This window comes from Providencia sp. AGC89, assembly GCF_053543535.1.
The window spans coordinates 114,994-135,288 of sequence record NZ_JBIXLP010000092.1 but is presented as its reverse complement, the minus strand read 5'-3'; the positions used below and the strand labels follow the sequence as shown (position 1 = coordinate 135,288).

Below are 20,295 nucleotides of genomic sequence, written 5' to 3'. Positions count from 1 at the left end.
CGGTTTTCACCGCAATCAACTAGTACAGACGAGTACGGCGTGCGTTTTCGCGAGCCAGTTTCTTAGCGTGACGCTTTACAGCAGATGCTTTAGCGCGTTTACGTTCAGTCGTTGGTTTTTCATAGAATTCACGACGACGAACTTCAGCTAAAACCCCTGCTTTTTCACAGGAACGTTTGAAACGACGTAGTGCAACGTCGAATGGCTCGTTTTCACGTACTTTAATTACCGGCATGTGCCTCTCACCTCAATAGAAATCGGTTTGTTGCTGGTATTGATTCACCAGCCTTCATTTAAAATGGTGCGGAATTTTACTTCAATGAGTACGGGTTTGTAAAGTGCCGTATAAAATTGAATCACACAAGATCACCTGATTTGTTGCTTGTTCGATGAAAAAGTAAACAAAACCAGATAATAATGAGAATTAGCCACACGAAATTTTTATTACAGGGGGCTGATTATAGACTATACAGCAATGAAAGTCAGCCTTTTGACAACATTAATTACGCGATTGAGCGAAAATAGTGATAGACTTGCGGTCATGCAATAAACAAGGGTAGTGCAATGCGTGTTTTAGGTATCGAAACCTCTTGCGATGAAACTGGTATCGCAATCTATGATGATGAGCTTGGCCTAATGGCTAATCAATTATACAGCCAAATTAAAGTGCATGCCGATTATGGTGGCGTAGTACCGGAATTGGCTTCCCGCGATCATATCCGTAAAACAGTCCCTCTGATTCAGGCCGCGCTGAAAGAAGCTAACCTGACTCGTGAAGATATCGATGCGGTAGCTTATACTGCTGGACCAGGGCTGGTTGGTGCTTTAATGGTGGGGGCAACGGTTGGCCGGTCATTGGCTTTTGCATGGAATGTGCCTGCGGTAGCCGTTCATCATATGGAAGGCCATTTGCTAGCGCCGATGCTAGAAGAAAAAAGCCCTGAATTTCCCTTTGTAGCACTCCTTGTTTCTGGTGGGCATACCCAATTAATAAGCGTGACAGGGGTCGGTGAATATGCGCTTCTTGGTGAATCTATTGATGATGCAGCAGGTGAAGCGTTTGATAAAACAGCTAAATTACTAGGTTTAGACTATCCTGGTGGCCCCGTTTTATCTCGTATGGCACAACAAGGCACCGCAGGGCGTTTTGTGTTTCCAAGACCAATGACGGATAGGCCTGGGCTTGATTTCAGCTTTTCAGGTTTAAAGACCTTTGCAGCAAATACGATCCGTGAAAATGCGGATGACGACCAAACCCGAGCTGATATTGCTAGGGCTTTTGAAGATGCGGTAGTCGACACTCTCGCAATCAAATGCAAACGCGCGCTGGAGCAAACGGGGTTCAAACGTTTAGTGATGGCCGGTGGGGTGAGTGCCAACCGAGCGTTAAGAGCAAAAATGGACGAGGTCTTGAAGCAGCGTGGGGGCGAAGTGTTTTATGCACGTCCTGAGTTTTGCACCGATAACGGCGCGATGATTGCACTAGCCGGTCTTATCCGCTTGAAAGGGGGGGCAAGCACAGGGTTAGGTATTACAGTGCGCCCACGTTGGCCACTTGCTGAACTACCTCCGCTAGAAAAATAATATTAGGGCTGCTGTGCAGCCCATTTGTTATCCCTCAAATATCAATGTAAGACAGTAACCGCTTCTTCTAATCGAATTGAACGCCCTTTGACCATGTTCGACGTTTCTGTGCTTTGTTCAACTAACAATGTGCTTTGCTGCGTAATGGTTTCTAGTTCACTAACGGCTTGTGTAATGTCAGCAATGCCAGCGGCTTGTTCAGAAGTGGCTTGGCTAATATGCGTAATTAATTGAGTGACATTTTGTATCTGGTCGACGATATCTTTCATCGTGTCACCAGCGGTGTGCACTTGTTCTTTCCCTGAGTTAACTTTCTTTTCGCAATCGTTAATGAGTTCACGAATATCATTCACTGCGCTAGCACTGCGGCTTGCTAGGCTACGTACTTCATTAGCAACCACAGCAAAGCCTTTGCCTTGCTCACCTGCGCGAGCGGCTTCTACAGCGGCATTTAGTGCTAATATGTTGGTTTGAAAAGCGATATCTTTGATGACATCGGTGATTGAATTAATTTTACTTGTACTACGGACAATTTCATCCATGGTATCAACAACAGCTTCCATCATCGCGCCACCGCTAACTGCGGTTTCGCTGGTTGCATTAGAAAGCTGATCAACTTGAACCGTGTTGTCTGCATTCATTTTTACGGAAACTGCCATTTGGTTCATAGTAGCAACAGTTTGTTGCATATAACCGACTGTTTGCTGGGTATGGGTATCTAGCTCATGGCAATCGGAAACTAAAGATTCACTGCCTTTTCGTACACTATCCACTTGTGCAGAGACATCTTTGATTAACCAGCGACATATTAGCCCCAATTGGCCGATTGAGCGTAAAACCAGCCCTATTTCATCGGTACGTTGCATATGGTGAATGCTATGGCGTTCGCCTCGAGCAATACTTAAAGCCTGTGTCGCAATGTTTTCCAGTGGTTTAGCGAGCATTCTTTCAAAGGCAATATTGCCAATAATTAGCGTAATAAGTGTACAAGCACTGGCGATGGTAAATGGCAGCGCTTGTAACCCAGCTAAGCTCGCCATGACTAGCCAAAATATCAATAGTAAACTCATGGTTAATCGAATGCGCCAACGTGTAGAAAAAGTGGAGAAGTGAAACGGCATTTTTTTGGAAAGCACAAGCCCCTTAACTATTTTACGCTGACATTTATTTCGATTCATTGCGGCATAGAGCGGTTCAACAGTCGCAATTTCTTGGCGAGTCGCGCGTGTTCGGATCGACATATAACCTGTAATTTTGCCTTGACGTTTAATCGGGACGATATTGGCTCTAACCCAGTAGTGATCGCCATTTTTACGTCGGTTTTTGACAATGCCGGTCCAAGGTTCTCCTTTTTTTAATGTGGCCCACATATCAGCAAAAGCTTCTTTAGGCATATCGGGATGACGAATAATATTGTGAGGACGTGTTAATAATTCATCTAATTCATAGCCACTGACTTGCACAAAAAAATCATTAGCACTAACAATGTTGCCTTGTAAATCGCTAGTAGTCATTAACGTGATGTTTTCGTCTAACATATGTTCATTTTGAGTGATATAAGGGGTTCTGCTCATATAAATACCATTATTATTGTTTAATTTTGCTTTTATATAGTCGACACTTTTTAAATATTCCTTAGTAATAAATTTGCAATAAATTAACTTTTTATTAAAAGTGTGCGCTAGTTATGGCAAAAATGTAACGCAGCACAAATTGCTGCCAGTACAGTTTTAAGGTGAGATATAACCCTGCTGTTATTATTCGGTGTTTTAGGCAGTCTGTGATGAAAATGAAACGATAAAAAAAGAGCTGAATTTTCAGCTCGTTTTTATCATGATAGAAAAGAGGGGGGATTAATCGTCGAGTTCTTGTTCTTTGGCTTCTTGGGCAATTTCTTTATTGGTTTTTTGCTTTTTATTTTTTAGTTTTTGCCAAATCCGGCTTTCTTGACCGCGCCAAAGACGTTGTATGTTGCCATGATGGCGCACAAGGACTAAGCAAGATAACATTGCGACAGGGAAAGTAAATTCAGGCTTAAACCACCATACGTAAAATGGTGCCAGTAGCGCACTCACAATTGCCCCTAATGAGGAATAGCCGCTTAGCAGTACAGTGAGTAACCATGTACCAGCGACTAACCCAGATAAGTCCCAACCAATAGCAGCAATTGAGCCAAAAGCGGTAGCAACGCCTTTCCCGCCTTTAAAATGGAAGAAAACAGGATAAATATGCCCAAGGCAAGCTGCAATTGCGACAAACCCAAGATAGAATGGTTGCACATTTAAATAATAAGCAAGCCAAACTGGGACCATACCTTTTAATACATCGCAAATAAGAACAGCAGCAGCGGCAGCTTTGCCACCGACACGTAATACGTTAGTTGCACCGGGGTTACCAGAGCCGTGTTGACGGGGGTCGGGTAGTCTCGCCAAACGGCAGATCAGTATCGCACTCGAAACTGATCCACATAGATAGGCGAAGATTATCATGCCAAGCGCGGTTGCACTCATAGCTAACTCCAAAAACGGTTAAGGCCATATATTCACTTCAGCCTTGGATAATACGCATATTTTTGCCGAAGTGGTATCAATTCAGTACATAAATGAGAAAATGACGTGATGGATATCGTATTTATTGAACAATTATCAGTCATCACCACGATAGGTGTATATGACTGGGAACAAGATATTGAACAAAAATTAGTGCTCGATATCGAAATGGGATGGGACAACCAACGCGCGTCTATGAGCGATAATGTTGAGTACTGCTTGGATTATGCACAAGTCAGCCAAGCCATTATCAGCTATGTAGAGGAAAATAAATTTGGTTTAGTCGAGCGAGTGGCTGAAGAAGTCGCTCAGCTCTTATTGACTCAGTTTAAAAGCCCATGGGTACGAATCAGGGTGGCTAAGCCGGGCGCAGTCGCTCGCGCACGCCAAGTGGGGGTAGTAATCGAAAGGGGAATTAAAACCGCTTAAACGGCGACTGGCGGTGTTATACCGCCAGTATGACCATGGCTTACTAAGCTATTACCATTATTTGCTGTTGTTTCTGCCAATCTTGCACAGCTTGAATACGCTGCCGTGTTAGTTCTTGGCGAATTTCCGGCCCTGTAAACCCTTGTTCAATAATCGGTTTGACCTCAACAGCACGCGCAATTGCAAATGCTTGTCTGAGAAATTCCCCTTGTGGATAGGCTTGTTGCTCAAGGCCTAATCTGCCTCTTGCATCGGCTTCACTGATTAAACTTAATTGCGTAATTCGTTCAGGTTTGCGCCAACTATCTAATCCGTCCATAACCGCAATTAAATCATTTTCAGGTAGCTTATTGATAATATGAATTTTATCATGGTAGCGAGCTGCAAGGCGAGCCAGATCACGGGCGCTACTAGGCACCCTCAATCTATCACAAAGTTTTTCAATGAGTACGACTCCATTTTCCCCATGATTAGGATGACTGGGCCAAACGGAAGGGGGCGTTAATGCTTTACCTACATCATGGCAGAGCGCAGCAAAGCGAATATCGATATCATCAGATAAGGTTGCGATAACCTTCATGACCATCAAGGTATGAACCCCTGTATCAATTTCTGGATGCCATTTTTCGGGGGCGGGAACACCAAATAAGCCATCAATTTCCGGAAAAAGGACGCGAAGTGCACCGCATTGACGCAATACGTCGAAATAAACTTGGGGTGAGTTTGATTTCAGTGCTTTTTCTGTTTCTGCCCAAACACGTTCAGCGGTTAGGTGGCTTAATTCCCCCGTTGTCGCCATAGATTGCATTAGTGCTAAAGTTTCAGGTGCGATAGAGAAACCATATTCGAAATAGCGTGCAGCAAAACGGGCTACACGCAATACCCGTAACGGGTCTTCTGAAAATGCACTAGATACATGACGTAATAACCGGTTTTCTAAGTCTTTGATGCCGTTAAACGGGTCAATAATTTCGCCAGAATCACTTTGTGCCATTGCATTAATGGTTAGGTCTCGTCGTAATAAGTCATCTTCAATGGTGACATCCGGGGCGCTATAACAACTAAAGCCAGTATAGCCAGCGCCGGTTTTACGCTCAGTTCTGGCTAGCGCATATTCCTCATGAGTTTTCGGATGCAAAAAAACGGGGAAATCTTTCCCTACTTGTTGAAAACCTTGCTCAAGCATAGCTTCTGGGGTTGTACCAACTACCACAAAATCCCTATCAGAAATAGGAAGACCAAGGAGTTGGTCCCGCACGGCGCCACCAACGAGATAAACTTGCATATTAATGACCTTTGTTACATCCAACCATTATTACGTTTTTTACGACGAGGGATGATGTGAGGTAAAATTAAACCAAAAACTAACCCCGCTCCAGCAACGCCTCCACCATACATAAACCATTGTAAAATCAACTCACGGCGGCGATCATCCAAGTTGACCTCTGCTATTTCCAGTTTTTTACCTGATTTAATTAATTCATTTTTTAGTTTTTCATTTTCAGCTTTTAGCTGGTTAACAATATTGTCGTTATCCGCCACTTTTTGTTGCATTTCTGCGGTACGGGTATTCCATGTATTGTCAATGCTATCTAATTGTTGACGTAGTTTTTGATTTTCAGCCTCTAATTCAGGAATACGCGTTTTCATGCTTGGGGTATTACTTAATTGGTCTACAGGTAGCCAAACAGTTCTGCCTTTTTGATCTTTGATTTGCGCAAATTTATTATCTGTGGAGATCAGCTCAACCGTTTCTCCCGCATTAAGTGTGCCAACAATGCGGTAATTTGTACCAGGGCCACTATGAACGTAAGTTGATAGGTCATCTGATACATAACGTTTTTCTGCTGCGTGTGCATTTAAGGAAAGGCCTAGCCCCATGAGTGAAATTAATAATAATGGAATTTTTCGCATGGTATTTACAGTCTTTTGTGGTGAGTGAATTTTATATTCATTGAATACTAATAAGTAAAGTGTGTAGGTGCAAACTCTAAACATCGATGTATTCATGCTCTAAAGGATAATGAGAACTATCCTAACTGTCTAAATTACACTTCTTTTTATCTCATTTACAATATAACTCTCTGAAAGAAATGTAATAGGTAGAATTTTTGATTTATAGATAGTTTCTTTTCTCTGCTTGGCTTGATTGGGGTAATATGATGGCAGTGAAATAATCAATTAAGGATATGTATGAGCCACGTAGAGGTTGAACTCAAATTAGCCGCAAAAGGGTGTGCAATCGAGGCTGTTCGTCAGTGTATTTCTACACTTTCCCACCAATACAGTGAGCCAACTAAGTTAACTAATATCTATTTTGATACAGAAAAAAGACAATTGCGTCAATGGGATATGGGGTTACGCATCCGCGGTTGTGATGGTCGCTACGAAATGACGATTAAAACAGCGGGGCAGGCAATTGGTGGGCTACATCAACGACCTGAATTTAATGTTGATATTGATTCGCCAGAGCTTAACTTAGCGGCATTTCCAACGGAAATTTGGCCGGAAGGGACGGATGTCGCTCAGCTACAATCTGAACTTAGTATACTTTTTAGTACTAATTTTACCCGTGAAAAGTGGCTTGTCACGTTTGAAGATAGTGAAATTGAGGTTGTTTTAGACCAAGGTGAGATTTCTGCTGGGGCAAAAGATCTACCCATTCAAGAGTTTGAATTGGAACTTAAAAAAGGCTTTATCGCAGACGTACTCAATCTAGCCAAAAAAATTGCCGATATTGATGGCCTTCACCTCTCATCTGTCAGCAAAGCAGCCCGAGGTTACTCATTGATTAACCCGACTACTACACCATTAACACGGCCGGATGCCATATTTGATTACGAAGAACAACCTATTGAAAAATCATTGACTCATATGCAGTTACTTTGCCAGCAACACGAAGCATATTGGTTAGCTGGTGAAAGTGATGCTCGGCAGGGTTTTTCTGAGTTTTTGCGTTTTGTGCAAGCCTTTTTAGTTCATTATCAAAATTCTGCGCCTCACTTTGTGCACGATACGCCGTTAGAACAGTTGCGTTTAGATATTGCGAATGAAGCCATCAGTGCTGAGGATTTTTGCTATAGTAGCCAATGGTTAAAGTGCAAATTAGCCTTTATTCAATGGCTAAGTGCTTTAACTTATCAAGAAGCTCAATAAGGTATTGATAAAATGCTCTCTTTTCCTAATTTGCTGCGAGCCCAAAGTGAACGTGTTTTAAGTCAAATAGCCGAACAAGCTCATGAGTTACTGCCCTTAAATGAGCAAGAAACCCAAGTGCTTACGTTCAGTGATTTTGTATTTCAGCAGGTTTTAGCGCATTCGCGCTTTTTACTTGAAATTCGTTCTCAACCTCCGAAAGCCGATGAATGGAAAAGTTACGCAACATGGTTAGCGCAAGAAATGTTGCCCGTCACGGAGGAAGAGCATTTGATGCAGGTGTTACGCACATTTCGTCATCATATGTTAGTGCGTTGCGCATGGATGCAAATATTAGAGATAAGCACCCAAAAAGAGACAATTTATCAATTAAGTGTATTAGCAGAAACACTGGTTGTTGCTGCTAGGGATTGGCTGTATCGGGAATATAGCCAATCTTGGGGAACGCCTTGTAACCTTGAAGGAAAGCCGCAGCCATTATTAGTGCTAGGCATGGGTAAATTAGGTGGCGGGGAACTTAATTTTTCATCTGATATTGACCTGATTTTTGCGTATCCTGAAAACGGTGTAACCCAAGGTGGCCGAAAAGAGCTAGACAATGCACAGTTTTTTACGCGTTTAGGGCAAAAATTAATTCGGGTACTTGACCAAGTCACCGCACAGGGTTTTGTGTATCGGGTTGATATGCGTTTGCGGCCATTTGGTGAGAGTGGCCCGTTAGTTTTCAGTTTCTCAGCCCTTGAAGATTATTATCAAGAACAAGGGCGAGATTGGGAACGCTATGCGATGGTCAAAGCACGGATTATGGGGGCTGACAGCCTTCATTATGCTCAAAGTTTACGTAAGCTTTTGCGTCCTTTTGTCTATCGCCGCTATATTGATTTTAGTGTGATCCAATCGCTGCGTAATATGAAAAATATGATTGAACGGGAAGTTCGGCGTCGCGGGTTGGTGAATAACATCAAATTAGGTGCAGGGGGGATACGTGAAGTTGAATTTATCTCACAAGTTTTTCAGCTTATTCGCGGAGGGCGAGAGCCTGTTTTGCAGTCGCAATCCTTATTTACGACTTTGCAAGGTATACGCGAATTAGCACTATTAACCGACGATCAAGTCGATACTCTGCAAGATAGCTACCTTTTTTTGCGTAGAGTCGAAAATTTACTGCAAAGTATTGATGACCAACAAACTCAAACACTTCCTGATGATGATTTAAACCAAGCGCGTTTATCATGGGGAATGGGTTACAGCGATTGGCAAACATTTTATCATGTGTTGAGCCAAAAAATGGCCGCCGTCCATCTCATATTTGCCGAGCAAATCGGTCAGGACGATGAAGATGAAGGTTCAGATACCTTCAATGAGATTTATATTACACTTTGGCAAAGCGAGTTATCGAAAGAAGAGTTAGCGACATATTTGCCATCTAAAAATGAAGATGTCGCGCAAAAAATAATCCATGGCATTTTAATGTTTCGTCATGATCTTAACAAGCGCACCATTGGCCCTCGAGGGCGTGATGTGCTTGATGATTTAATGCCTAAATTATTAGCTAAAGTTGGTGAGCGTGACGATGCAGGTCAGGTGATCGAACGGATGACACCATTACTATTAAGTATTGTCAGCCGTACTACTTACCTTGAACTAATGCTTGAATTTGATGAAGTTTTGACGCATGTCATTCGCTTATGCGCAGCATCGCCGATGATAGCAGAACAACTTGCTCGTCACCCATTATTACTGGATGAACTACTTGACCCACAATCTTTATATCAACCCCTACCATTAACCGCTTATCGTGATGAATTGCGCCAATATTTAATGCGAATTCCTGAAGAAGATGAGGAACAGCAACTCGAAGCGCTACGCCAATTTAAGCAAGCACAGTTATTACGTATCGCAGCCGAAGATATTTCAGGTGTATTGCCAGTCATGAAAGTGAGTGATCACTTAACTTACTTAGCTGAAGCGATTATTGATGCGGTTGTTCATCAAGCTTGGCAAAAGATGGTAAGGCGCTATGGCGAACCTGCGCATTTAGCGCAGCAAGATAAAAAACAATATGGTTTTGCTGTGTTAGGTTATGGGAAGTTAGGGGGATGGGAATTAGGCTATAGCTCTGACTTAGACTTGGTTTTCTTATTTGACTGCCCATTAAATGTGGTCACAAATGGTGATCGTTCCATTGATGCACGGCAGTTTTATTTACGTGTTGCCCAATGCATTATTCACCTATTTAGTACTAGAACCGCTTCAGGTGTTTTATATGAAGTTGATGCGCGCTTAAGGCCGTCTGGTGAGTCAGGGATGTTGGTAAGCACAATCCAATCTTTTGATGATTACCAAAAAAATGATGCTTGGACGTGGGAACATCAAGCATTAATACGCGCTAGAATGGTATTTGGTGATGCTAATTTACAGCAACAATTCGCGTTAACTCGCCATGAAACTCTTTGTATGCCTAGGGAACCACAAGTCTTGCAACAGCAAGTACGTGATATGCGATTGAAAATGCACCAACACTTAGGTAGCCACCAAGACGATGAATTTGATTTAAAAGCGGACCCTGGAGGGATCACCGATATTGAGTTTATTGCTCAGTATTTAGTCTTACGGTTTGCTTCGCAAAATGCAGCATTGACGCGTTGGTCGGATAACGTCCGTATTTTCGAACTAATGACCCAATATAACATTATGTCAGAAGATGAAGCGGCGGCGTTAACTTATGCCTATGTCACAATGCGTAATGAATTACACCATTTAGCCTTGCAGTCATTGCCAAGCCGAGTCAACATCAGCCAGTTTGCTGAAGAACGCCAGCAAGTTTTAGTCAGTTGGCAAAAATGGTTAGGTGAGTAAACACTGACAGCAGTTTACGGCATTTTATTTAGCTAAACAGCGCAATATGCTAGTATTGTTGCAAATTATTATCAGACTTTTTGAAAACTGGAGTGCAGGATGAAAGTAACTCTTCCGGATTATAAACAAGCCGGTGTGCTAGTAGTGGGTGATGTGATGTTAGACCGTTATTGGCATGGTCCTGCAAACCGAATTTCACCTGAAGCCCCTGTTCCTGTAGTTAAAGTGACCATGGTAGAAGAGCGCCCTGGTGGTGCAGCTAACGTTGCTATGAATATTGCGTCATTAGGCGCAAATTCCCGTCTTGTTGGTTTGACGGGTATTGATGATGCTGCGAAAGCACTCACTGAAAATTTAAATGCAGTGCAAGTACGTTGTGATTTTGTTGCGATCCCAACGCATCCGACGATCACCAAATTGCGTGTATTATCGCGTAATCAGCAATTGATCCGCCTTGATTTCGAAGAAGGTTTTGACAATGTTGATGCTCAGCCGATGTTAGAGCGTATTGAACAGGCGCTACCGCATATTGGGGCGCTTGTGTTATCAGACTACGCAAAAGGGGCTTTAACCCATGTCGAAAAGATGATTGCTTTAGCAAATAAAGCAGGCGTGCCTGTCTTGATTGACCCAAAAGGAAATAACTTTGAGCGTTATCGAGGTGCCACGTTACTGACACCAAATATGTCAGAATTTGAGGCCATCGTAGGGCCTTGTAAGAACAATCAAGATGTTGAAGAAAAAGGTATGAAGTTGCTTCAATCTCTGGATCTAACGGCTTTATTAATCACTCGTTCAGAGCAAGGGATGAGCTTAATTCGTCGTGATGAAGCCCCATTGCATTTACCAACCCAAGCGCAAGAAGTGTTTGATGTCACGGGGGCGGGTGACACAGTGATTGGGGTATTAGCTGCTTCAATTGCTTCTGGTCGTCCGTTACATAAAGCGTGCGCACTCGCTAATGCTGCGGCAGGTGTTGTAGTCGGGAAATTAGGGACTTCAACCGTTTCACCAATTGAATTGGAAAATGCTATCCGTGGTCGTGCGGATACTGGTTTTGGCGTAATGACCGAAAGCGAATTAAAACAAGCAGTTGCTAACGCAAGGCAGCGTGGTGAACGGGTTGTTATGACCAATGGCTGCTTTGATATTTTACATGCGGGGCATGTATCTTATTTAGCAAATGCACGTAAATTAGGTGATAGATTGATTGTTGCAGTAAATAGCGATGCATCTACTCGTCGTTTAAAAGGAGAGACTCGGCCTGTAAACCCATTAGAGCAACGCATGGCAGTACTTGGAGCATTAGGCGCCGTTGATTGGGTGGTTCCCTTCGAAGAAGATACACCACAACGCTTAATTGCAGAGGTATTGCCGGATATCTTAGTCAAGGGTGGTGATTATCAACCAGAAGATATTGCGGGCAGTGCTGAGGTGTGGGCTGCGGGAGGTGAAGTTAAAGTGCTTAATTTTGAAGATGGTATCTCAACAACCAATATCATTAAAAATATTATGAAAACCAGCTAATTGATTATTTACGAGTGATAAACCTCACTTGGGTGTTTGAAACCCAGTGAGGTTTTTTTGTTTTTTAATGATTATTCGTTTTTGTCTTCGCTAAAATGGGCTTCTAATGCGCTGACGCGCTGTTCCATTTTGGCTAATTTTTCACGGGTGCGTAATAAAACTTGAGTTTGAATATCAAATTCTTCTCGGCTGACTAAATCCAGTTTACCGAGCTGTGACTGTAAAAGAGAACGCAGCTTTTTATCAAAGTCTTCGCCTAGATCACGTACGCCTTGTGGTAATGCACCTTGGATTTGGCGTGCCACCTGTTCCAGTTTTTTCGGATCGAGCATTCGCGGGTCCTTAATTAATCAAAAAATAATTATTAGTAGTGTAATGCCTCTTGTCGCGGTAATAAACCTTTTTCCACGCCATACTGCGAGCTATCACTGTGTTGGTCACTTTCTGAGCCCCTAAACACAAACAATCTCTACCCCCAAGTGATAATGCCCTTTTCCCTTTTAGTCACAGAGAATGAAAAAATAAATAGAGCAGTGAAATTAACCTTTATAACGCTAAGTTTTTATTCATGTTTTTTGACTAAAAGTGTGAGTTGTTCGCCAATTTTGATCTTCATCGTTGCGCACTTGAATTATTGGCGTTATATTAATTGCGTTTATCTCAGGGCGGGGTGTAAGTCCCCACCGGCGGTAACATGCAACGCGCATGAAGCCCGCGAGCGCTTTATCATTTTGTGGTAAAGGTCAGCAGATCCAGTGTGAATCTGGAGCCGACGGTTATAGTCCGGATGGGAGAGAATTAACTGTATCTGCATGTTTGTGCGGTGTTGCACAATATTGTTCTGCATACCTGAATGAGTTGATAGCCATCTTGGCTATTTGTTTATTCATCATTTCTCGTACTCCTAAGACTGCCTTGATTCTGGTAACTAGTTAATAACTATTTAAGAGGTTTTTTACCATGGATCATACGCTACTTTCCGAATTCGGTAATCCTATCGAACGTGTTGAAAACGCTATCGAGGCTCTGCGCCAAGGTAAAGGTGTCCTTGTTCTTGACGATGAAGATCGTGAGAATGAAGGGGACTTAGTGTTTGCCGCAGAAACTATGACAACAGAACAAATGGCATTTACCATTCGCTATAGCAGTGGGATTGTTTGCCTTTGTATCACTGAAGAACGTCGCAAGCAGCTTGAGCTGCCAATGATGGTGGAAAATAACACAAGTCAAAATCAAACCGGTTTTACTGTAACAATTGAAGCTGCCAAAGGGGTTACCACTGGGGTTTCTGCCGCAGACCGTATCACAACTATCCGCGCAGCAATTGCAGATAAAGCAGTACCTTCAGACTTAAATCATCCAGGCCATGTATTCCCATTACGCGGTCGAGAAGGCGGCGTATTAACTCGCCGTGGTCATACAGAAGCATCTATTGACTTAGCCACTATGGCTGGTTTCAAACCCGCGGGTGTTCTGTGTGAGTTAACTAATGACGATGGTTCTATGGCACGTACACCAGATGTTGTCGTCTTTGGTAGGCAGCATGGTTTAACCGTTGTGACGATTGAAGATTTAGTTCAGTACCGTTTGCAGCAAGAGCAAAAAAAGAAAGCTAGCTAATCCTCATCATATTTCGAGGAGTAGGTAAATTTCGAATATCACCTAAATAGCGATATTGGTTATTTAGGTAATAAGTAGTCTGTTAAGCATATAGAATCATATTGAGGCCATTGAGTTGCACACCTTGATGGCCTTTTCAAATTTTTTGATGATCATCCTCATAATTAGCCCACTGTGTTTTTTACTAAACGGCGTATGCTGTAATAAGAAACTAATTGAGGTGGAGTCAAATCATCATGTCGGTAAATACGTCTGTCGTACAAACTAAGCTCCCTGCTATTTTTATTGGTCATGGCAGTCCAATGAATGCGATTGAAGACAACCCTTATACTCAAAAATGGGAACATCTTGGTAAAACTTTACCGCGGCCCACTGCGATATTGGTGATTTCAGCGCATTGGTATACACGAGGGACAGCAATTACTTCGATGTTAAAACCTAAAACGATTCATGATTTTGGCGGTTTTCCTGAAGAGCTCTATCAGGTTGAATATCCTGCTCCGGGTTCACCTGAATTGGCGCAGCAGGTTGCTGACTTATTATCCCCTGAACCTGTTTACCTTGATACCCAAGAGTGGGGACTGGATCACGGGACATGGGAAATCTTAGTGCGTATGTATCCAAAAGCAGATATTCCTGTGGTTCAACTGAGTATCGATGCAACTAAACCTATGGCTTGGCACCATGAATTAGGCAGAAAACTGTCTGTTTTAAGGGAGCATGGGGTGCTAATTATGGGAAGCGGTAATATTGTCCATAACTTACGAGCAATGAATTGGCAGAATGCACAAGCAGAGCCGTATCCATGGGCTATTTCTTTTGAGCAGTTTGTCTATGACAACCTACAAAGCCGTGAGCTGCCACATCCATTAACAAATGGTTTAGAGCGGGAGGACGGTAAGTTATCTAATCCCTCGCCAGAACATTATTTACCTATTTTGCCAATACTGGGAACATGGGATGGAAAAGAAAAAATTAGTATACCTATAGAAGGGATTGTTTCTGGATCATTGAGTATGATGTCAATTCAAATTGGTTAACTTGTAGTTATATCTTCGCATAATAAAAAAGCTCAAACTATATTAGAAAGTTTGAGCTTTTTGCGTTTTAGTGATTGATGATAACTAATCGATGATCGTATGTGGGTAAAAACGCGATAGATCTTGAGTGATCAGTTCTTTATCTTCACGGATGCAGATCCCCGCAGGTTGGTCATTCACTAGCCAACTGCCCACTAAGGTATAGCTACCTTCAAATTGTGGAAGAGGGTGGAACTGCTGAATAATCATACCTTCTTCACCATATGGGCCATCAGCAGCAGCAATTTCTTTGCCATTTTCGATGATACGAATATTGGCTCCTTCACGAGAAAAAAGCGGTTTAATAACGTATTTATCGAGTTCAGGTTGTGTTTTACCATCGGCAAAATAAGCCGGTAGTAAATTAGGGTGATCAGGGAACATTTCCCATAACATTGGGAGTAAGGCTTTGTTGGAAATAATGCTTTTCCATGCAGGCTCTAACCAACGAACACCCGCATCCTGTAGTTTGGTTGAGAAAATTTCTCTTAGCATAAATTCCCACGGATATAATTTGAACAGATTACTAATAACCTGATCTTGAGTATCCGAAAACTCACCTTTTTCACCTAGGCCAATTTCATCAATATATAAGAATTCAGTGGCTACGCCAGCTTCGTTAGCACAGTCTTGAAGATACTGAACAGTACCTCTGTCTTCTTCGGTATCACGACAGCAAGACATATGCAGTAGACGGAAACCGTATTGATCTTTAAGTTGAGTAAAACGCTCGATCAACTGTTCTTGAATACTATTAAATTGATCTGCATTTTCTGGTAACTTGCCAGCTTCGATTTGATCTTCAAGCCAAATCCATTGGAAAAATGCAGATTCATATAATGAAGTTGGCGTATCTGCGTTATTTTCAAGTAGCTTTGGTGGGTTAACCCCATCGTAAGCAAGGTCTAACCTTGAGTACAAGGACGGTTGTTCACTTTTCCAAGAGCTACGAACAAACTCCCAACAATGTTTGGGAATTTGAAAGCGAGCCATTAATTCATCACTTTCTACTACGCGTTCGACAACTTTTAAGCACATTTGATGCAACTCTGCCGTTGCATCTTCGATTTCTTCAATTTGTGCCATTGTGAATTGATAGTAGGCATCTTCTGACCAGTAAGGTTCACCATACATAGTATGGAATTCGAAACCAAACTCAGAGGCTTTTTCACGCCAATTCGGGCGTTCGACAATAGGAACTCGTTTCATTACTTATCAACCACCCATTGAACGGGAAGATGAAGTTGATTTCGCAGAAGAAGATGAACGTTGTGCCATTGCTTGTTTATTCACTGTATCACCAAAACCACCGCGTGTGACGGTTGATGTTGTTGGTGGCTTAGGTGCCATGGCCGTTTTAGGTACGCTCATTGAACGACCACCAGCAACGGCTGGGCCGTAACTTTTACCCGTGGCATCAACAAACTTACCGTTAGCTGGGCTAGCTGGGTTTTTTGAACTAAACAATGGTTGGGAAGCCGCGCTACCACCCATCATACGGCCCATCATGTAACCCATCATTAATGGCATCCACATGCTGCCACCGCTGCTTTGTGCTTGTGCGGTTTGTTCACCATTAGTAGAACCCGTCCCTGCTATACCTGCTTGAGCAGGAGCTTGGGTACACATTGACTCACCAAACTCAGCAATACAGTCAGCTTGGGTTTCATATTTTGGCGCTGTTTTGGCTGCTTCTTGTAGGGCATTGTTGTAAGCAAGAGTACATTGTTCTGCTTGTGATGGATTAGCTTGGCTGCAATCCTGTGCATTGGTATACAGTGATACGGTTTCATCACTTTCTTCACAAGCTGAAAGCATAAATACCGCACTGACGGCAACGGCAACTGGTGCCATACGATATGAGCGCCAAGACTTACGGAATGCGCTTTGATTAATATTTTTGGTACGCTTCATGGTCATGGTAATTACCCTGAATATAATTAAGTAAGATGTTATTTAGGTTACCTCTAGGATAGGGGATAACCGCTGAAAATTAAAGCAGAAATACAGGGGAAATAAGCTGATTTTATCATTTTTGTCGCTTCCCCTCTATTTTTTGAGGATTGAATATACACAGTTACAGTAATAATTAGCTAATTTCATTAAATATCAGTACATTAATTACTGTTTGTTTTTTGTGCTATTGTGCAATAACCCTAGTGAGAATAGGCTGAAATTTCTAATTAAGGTAATTTAAAAGTAGTTATAAATCACCTAAGCTGGCTAAAACGGGCAATTTAACAGATTAGTACCGGAAATATATGGCCTTTTGCAGATAAAAAATAACCCGCTAAAATAGCGGGTCATTGTACCACTTAAGCACCAACCAAAAATTTAGTTAATAGCTGGCGCATTGGTATTACGGATGATACTACTTGGCGCAGTTGATATTTCTTTGCCTAAATTTGCATTTAGACGCGCAATATCATCTTCATTTAAAGTACCACGAGCAAATTCAATGTTGAGTTGGTTAATCATATAATCATAGCGTGCATTAGATAGATTCTGTTTTGCTTGGTATAGGGCCGTGGTGGCTGTTAATACATCAACGATAGTACGCGTACCAACCTGATACCCAGCTTCCATCGCATCTAATGAGCTTTGTGCAGAAACAACGACTTGTTTATATGCATTGATGCTACTGATTGATGAAGATACGTTGTTAAATGATGAGCGAACTAATTGAACGACGTTACGGTATACTGTTTCGAGTTGTTCACTCGCACCTTGGAAACCATATTGCGCTTGTTCAACTTGTGAACTAGTCGCACCACCTTTATACAGTGGGATACTCAAGGTTAAACCAACGCTGTTTTGCCCGTTATAACTATTACGTGCACCAGAAAGACCTGTGTATGGGTCGCTATAGCCACTACCATGTTGGTAGTTATTCGTCACACTGGTTGATGCGCTCAGACCAACTGTAGGCATATGACCAGTTTCTGCTAAGCGAATATTTTCACGCGAAACATCTTGTGCTAAACGTGCACTTAGCAGATTAAGGTTACGTTCTTCTGCTTCTTTTAAAATCGCGTTGATATCGCCTAATTCAGTGGTTTTAAAGCGATCAATATTCAAAGAAGCAAGTTGGCTATAATATACGCCGCTGACTTGACGCAGTTTTTCAATCGCATTTTCTAAGTCGTTACGGCCTGCAACTTCTTGTGCAATCACGCTGTCGTAGTTTGCACGAGCGTTTTGTACATCCGTAATCGCCACTAACCCAACATTAAAACGTTGTGTTACTTGATCTAATTGACGGTAAACAGCTTCTTTATTTGCTTCGATGTATGATAATGCGTCAATCGCTTTTAACACATTAAAATAGGCGGTTGCGGTATCTAAGATCAGTTGTTGCTGGCTGGTTTGATACGTCACATCGGAAATACCCGCTGTTTTTTCTTGAATCGACAATTGACGCCATATCGACATATCAAAGACGACTTGCGTTAATTTTAACGTCGCATTTAAGCCCGTACTTTCAGTATTTCGCGCATCGCGGTAACCGCTTCCGTAGCTAGCACCAGCATCTAACCCTAATTGTGGTAGTAATGGGCTACGAGATTCATTAATTTTTTCAAAAGCTTGGTTACGTTCAGCTAATGATTTTCTTAATTCGGGGTTACTTTCTTTAGATTTTTTGTAAACCTGCAGTAAATCTTCTGCGTAGCTATTGGTACTGAGACCCACAAAACTCATCGCAATAAAAAGGGGAAGCAGTTTCTTCATTTTGATTCCTTGATTAAACAGCAAATTAAGTTGAGTCTGCGGTCTAAAACGTACCATGCCTAAATGAGTCGTAGGTATCAAATTATGCGTTTTAGAGAGCCAATAAAACAGACCCTATTGTTGCTCTTCGATTTGAATAATGGCGCACATTGTAACAGAGTATCACTTGTGTTAACGGTAGCCTTTTGTGCCATTTTGTCTTAATTTCATTAAACATTACCTCATCTGAGGTTAAAAAGCCTTAAAAACAGTTTTAATCCACAATTATTTCCTTAATATGGAAATTAATAGTTTTGGGAAATGCAATGACAAATAAAATAAAACAGCCAATTAAATATGGCAAAAATGATGTCGAAATTATATCCAAGCGTAAATTATTTAATGGTTTTTTTCAAATGATTGAGTACCGATTTCGTCATCGTCTTTTTGCAGGCACGTGGAGCAATGAAATCCGTCGCGAAGTATTTGAGCGTGGCCATGCAGGGGTTGTTTTACCTTATGATCCACAAACGGATAATATCGTTTTAATTGAACAAATTCGTTTCCCTGCCATAGAAACCAGCGCAACACCTTGGTTACTTGAGGCTGTCGCAGGGATGATTGAGGAAAACGAATCACCCGAAGATGTTATTCGTCGAGAAGCCATGGAAGAGGCAGGGTTAGTGATTGGCCGCGCCGAAAAAGCGCTAAGCTACCTTTCTAGCCCAGGCGGTACAACTGAGCGTATGCATGTATTTATTGGCGAAGTAGATAGCCGCCAAGCAAAAGGTGTCCATGGGCTAGCATCAGAAAATGAAGATATTCAAGTGCATGTAGTAAGCCGAGAACAAGCTTATCAGTGGGTGGAAGACGGGGTTATTGATAATGCGGCGACAGTAATCGCCATTCAATGGTTGCAGCTTAATTATCACAAGCTTCGTGGAAAATGGATGAAACAGTTTTAAATAACAATTAATCTAGTGAAGTGTGTGCTAATTAGCAGATATTTAACTAATTACTCGTCATACTTCAAGCTGCAAGTGTGTTGGCCGCGCTTCGCTACCCAAGTCACATACTGGTGTATGCTCCTTGGGATAGCTCAGCTTGCCGCCTTCTTGCAACTCGAATTATTTAGAGTAATTCGAGTAAGTTAAAAATTATGCTTTAAGGTGATTGCAGCGAGGCAAGGCGCACTAAAGCAAGGAGTACAACAAGCTGCAAGTGTGTTGGCCGCGCTTCGCCACCCAAGTCATATACTGGTGTATGCTCCTTGGGATAGCTTAGCTTGCCGCCTTCTTGCAACTCGAATTATTTAGAGTAATTCGAGTAAGTTAAAAATTATGCTTTAAGGTGATTGCAGCGAGGCAAGGCGCACTAAAGCAAGGAGTACAACAAGCTGCAAGTGTGTTGGCCGCGCTTCGCCACCCAAGTCATATACTGGTGTATGCTCCTTGGGATAGCTTAGCTTGCCGCCTTCTTGCAACTCGAATTATTTAGAGTAATTCGAGTAAGTTAAAAATTATGCTTTAAGGTGATTGCAGCGAGGCAAGGCGCACTAAAGCAAGGAGTACAACAAGCTGCAAGTGTGTTGGCCGCGCTTCGCCACCCAAGTCATATACTGGTGTATGCTCCTTGGGATAGCTTAGCTTGCCGCCTTCTTGCAACTCGAATTATTTAGAGTAATTCGAGTAAGTTAAAAATTATGCTTTAAGGTGATTGCAGCGAGGCAAGGCGCACTAAAGCAAGGAGTACAACAAGCTGCAAGTGTGTTGGCCGCGCTTCGC

General features: G+C 42.2%; 20 protein-coding genes and 1 riboswitch. Of the genes, 11 read left to right on the top strand and 9 right to left on the bottom strand.

Annotated elements, in window-relative coordinates:
* Positions 1–19: 19 nt before the first annotated feature.
* Positions 20–235 (bottom strand): 30S ribosomal protein S21, encoded by a 216-nt coding sequence (gene rpsU, locus ACIPUA_RS21650; protein ID WP_001144069.1) that lies wholly within the window; start codon positions 233–235, stop codon positions 20–22.
* A gap of 329 nt (positions 236–564) precedes the next feature.
* Here rpsU and tsaD point away from each other — a divergent pair, with 329 nt between their 5' ends.
* Positions 565–1,584, top strand: a complete 1,020-nt coding sequence (tsaD, locus tag ACIPUA_RS21645; protein WP_042846055.1) for a tRNA (adenosine(37)-N6)-threonylcarbamoyltransferase complex transferase subunit TsaD — start codon at positions 565–567, stop codon at positions 1,582–1,584.
* Between the two features lie 41 nt (positions 1,585–1,625).
* Here tsaD and ACIPUA_RS21640 read toward each other — a convergent pair whose 3' ends face one another.
* Both ACIPUA_RS21640 and plsY read right to left on the bottom strand, forming a co-directional pair.
* A complete protein-coding gene (locus ACIPUA_RS21640; RefSeq protein WP_042846054.1) occupies positions 1,626–3,158 on the bottom strand; it encodes a methyl-accepting chemotaxis protein in 1,533 nt (510 codons plus the stop codon).
* Between the two features lie 279 nt (positions 3,159–3,437).
* Complete coding sequence (plsY, locus tag ACIPUA_RS21635) at positions 3,438–4,094, bottom strand: glycerol-3-phosphate 1-O-acyltransferase PlsY (protein WP_042846052.1); 657 nt, start codon at positions 4,092–4,094, stop codon at positions 3,438–3,440.
* 108 nt (positions 4,095–4,202) lie between these two features.
* Here plsY and folB point away from each other — a divergent pair, with 108 nt between their 5' ends.
* Entirely contained in the window at positions 4,203–4,562 is a 360-nt protein-coding gene (folB, locus tag ACIPUA_RS21630) for a bifunctional dihydroneopterin aldolase/7,8-dihydroneopterin epimerase (RefSeq protein ID WP_042846051.1), read from the top strand.
* Between the two features lie 43 nt (positions 4,563–4,605).
* Here the strand turns inward: folB and ACIPUA_RS21625 are convergent, their stop codons facing one another.
* On the bottom strand, positions 4,606–5,847 hold the full coding sequence (locus ACIPUA_RS21625) for a multifunctional CCA addition/repair protein (RefSeq protein ID WP_449060129.1): 1,242 nt from the start codon (positions 5,845–5,847) through the stop codon (positions 4,606–4,608).
* A gap of 14 nt (positions 5,848–5,861) precedes the next feature.
* On the bottom strand, positions 5,862–6,476 hold the full coding sequence (locus ACIPUA_RS21620) for a TIGR04211 family SH3 domain-containing protein (RefSeq protein ID WP_042846399.1): 615 nt from the start codon (positions 6,474–6,476) through the stop codon (positions 5,862–5,864).
* Positions 6,477–6,755: 279 nt separating this feature from the next.
* Here ACIPUA_RS21620 and ACIPUA_RS21615 point away from each other — a divergent pair, with 279 nt between their 5' ends.
* The 3 genes from ACIPUA_RS21615 to hldE all read left to right on the top strand — a co-directional run bounded on the left by ACIPUA_RS21615 (position 6,756) and on the right by hldE (position 12,104).
* Positions 6,756–7,718, top strand: a complete 963-nt coding sequence (locus tag ACIPUA_RS21615) for a CYTH domain-containing protein (RefSeq protein ID WP_042846049.1) — start codon at positions 6,756–6,758, stop codon at positions 7,716–7,718.
* A gap of 12 nt (positions 7,719–7,730) precedes the next feature.
* The gene (glnE, locus tag ACIPUA_RS21610; protein ID WP_042846048.1) at positions 7,731–10,577 is read left to right on the top strand and encodes a bifunctional [glutamate--ammonia ligase]-adenylyl-L-tyrosine phosphorylase/[glutamate--ammonia-ligase] adenylyltransferase; all 2,847 of its coding nucleotides are present in this window, start codon (positions 7,731–7,733) and stop codon (positions 10,575–10,577) included.
* A gap of 99 nt (positions 10,578–10,676) precedes the next feature.
* Positions 10,677–12,104: a bifunctional D-glycero-beta-D-manno-heptose-7-phosphate kinase/D-glycero-beta-D-manno-heptose 1-phosphate adenylyltransferase HldE gene (hldE, locus tag ACIPUA_RS21605; protein WP_449060128.1), complete on the top strand. Its 1,428-nt coding sequence runs from the start codon at positions 10,677–10,679 to the stop codon at positions 12,102–12,104.
* A 71-nt stretch (positions 12,105–12,175) separates the two neighbouring features.
* On the opposite strand, the gene ubiK is transcribed toward hldE, so the two are convergent.
* Positions 12,176–12,436 (bottom strand): ubiquinone biosynthesis accessory factor UbiK, encoded by a 261-nt coding sequence (gene ubiK / locus ACIPUA_RS21600; protein WP_042846045.1) that lies wholly within the window; start codon positions 12,434–12,436, stop codon positions 12,176–12,178.
* Positions 12,437–12,756: 320 nt separating this feature from the next.
* Positions 12,757–12,907: riboswitch (FMN riboswitch) on the top strand.
* Between the two features lie 157 nt (positions 12,908–13,064).
* On the opposite strand from ubiK, the gene ribB reads away from it, so the two are divergent.
* Both ribB and ygiD read left to right on the top strand, forming a co-directional pair.
* Positions 13,065–13,724, top strand: a complete 660-nt coding sequence (gene ribB, locus ACIPUA_RS21595; RefSeq protein WP_042846043.1) for a 3,4-dihydroxy-2-butanone-4-phosphate synthase — start codon at positions 13,065–13,067, stop codon at positions 13,722–13,724.
* Between the two features lie 236 nt (positions 13,725–13,960).
* Entirely contained in the window at positions 13,961–14,764 is an 804-nt protein-coding gene (gene ygiD / locus ACIPUA_RS21590) for a 4,5-DOPA-extradiol-dioxygenase (RefSeq protein ID WP_048606279.1), read from the top strand.
* An 84-nt stretch (positions 14,765–14,848) separates the two neighbouring features.
* On the opposite strand, the gene ACIPUA_RS21585 is transcribed toward ygiD, so the two are convergent.
* The 3 genes from ACIPUA_RS21585 to tolC form a co-directional block, all read right to left on the bottom strand.
* Positions 14,849–16,012, bottom strand: coding sequence for a glutathionylspermidine synthase family protein (locus ACIPUA_RS21585; protein WP_042846031.1), 1,164 nt, complete (start codon positions 16,010–16,012; stop codon positions 14,849–14,851).
* Positions 16,013–16,018: 6 nt separating this feature from the next.
* Entirely contained in the window at positions 16,019–16,723 is a 705-nt protein-coding gene (locus ACIPUA_RS21580) for a DUF1190 family protein (RefSeq protein WP_042846030.1), read from the bottom strand.
* Positions 16,724–17,137: 414 nt separating this feature from the next.
* The gene (gene tolC / locus ACIPUA_RS21575) at positions 17,138–18,532 is read right to left on the bottom strand and encodes an outer membrane channel protein TolC (protein WP_042846029.1); all 1,395 of its coding nucleotides are present in this window, start codon (positions 18,530–18,532) and stop codon (positions 17,138–17,140) included.
* 305 nt (positions 18,533–18,837) lie between these two features.
* Here tolC and nudF point away from each other — a divergent pair, with 305 nt between their 5' ends.
* From nudF to ACIPUA_RS21555, 4 genes are all read left to right on the top strand, one after another.
* Positions 18,838–19,476 (top strand): ADP-ribose diphosphatase, encoded by a 639-nt coding sequence (gene nudF, locus ACIPUA_RS21570; RefSeq protein WP_042846028.1) that lies wholly within the window; start codon positions 18,838–18,840, stop codon positions 19,474–19,476.
* A gap of 204 nt (positions 19,477–19,680) precedes the next feature.
* Positions 19,681–19,827: a hypothetical protein gene (locus tag ACIPUA_RS21565; protein ID WP_449060127.1), complete on the top strand. Its 147-nt coding sequence runs from the start codon at positions 19,681–19,683 to the stop codon at positions 19,825–19,827.
* 34 nt (positions 19,828–19,861) lie between these two features.
* The gene (locus ACIPUA_RS21560; RefSeq protein WP_449060127.1) at positions 19,862–20,008 is read left to right on the top strand and encodes a hypothetical protein; all 147 of its coding nucleotides are present in this window, start codon (positions 19,862–19,864) and stop codon (positions 20,006–20,008) included.
* Positions 20,009–20,042: 34 nt separating this feature from the next.
* Positions 20,043–20,189 (top strand): hypothetical protein, encoded by a 147-nt coding sequence (locus ACIPUA_RS21555; protein WP_449060127.1) that lies wholly within the window; start codon positions 20,043–20,045, stop codon positions 20,187–20,189.
* Positions 20,190–20,295 lie beyond the last annotated feature (106 nt).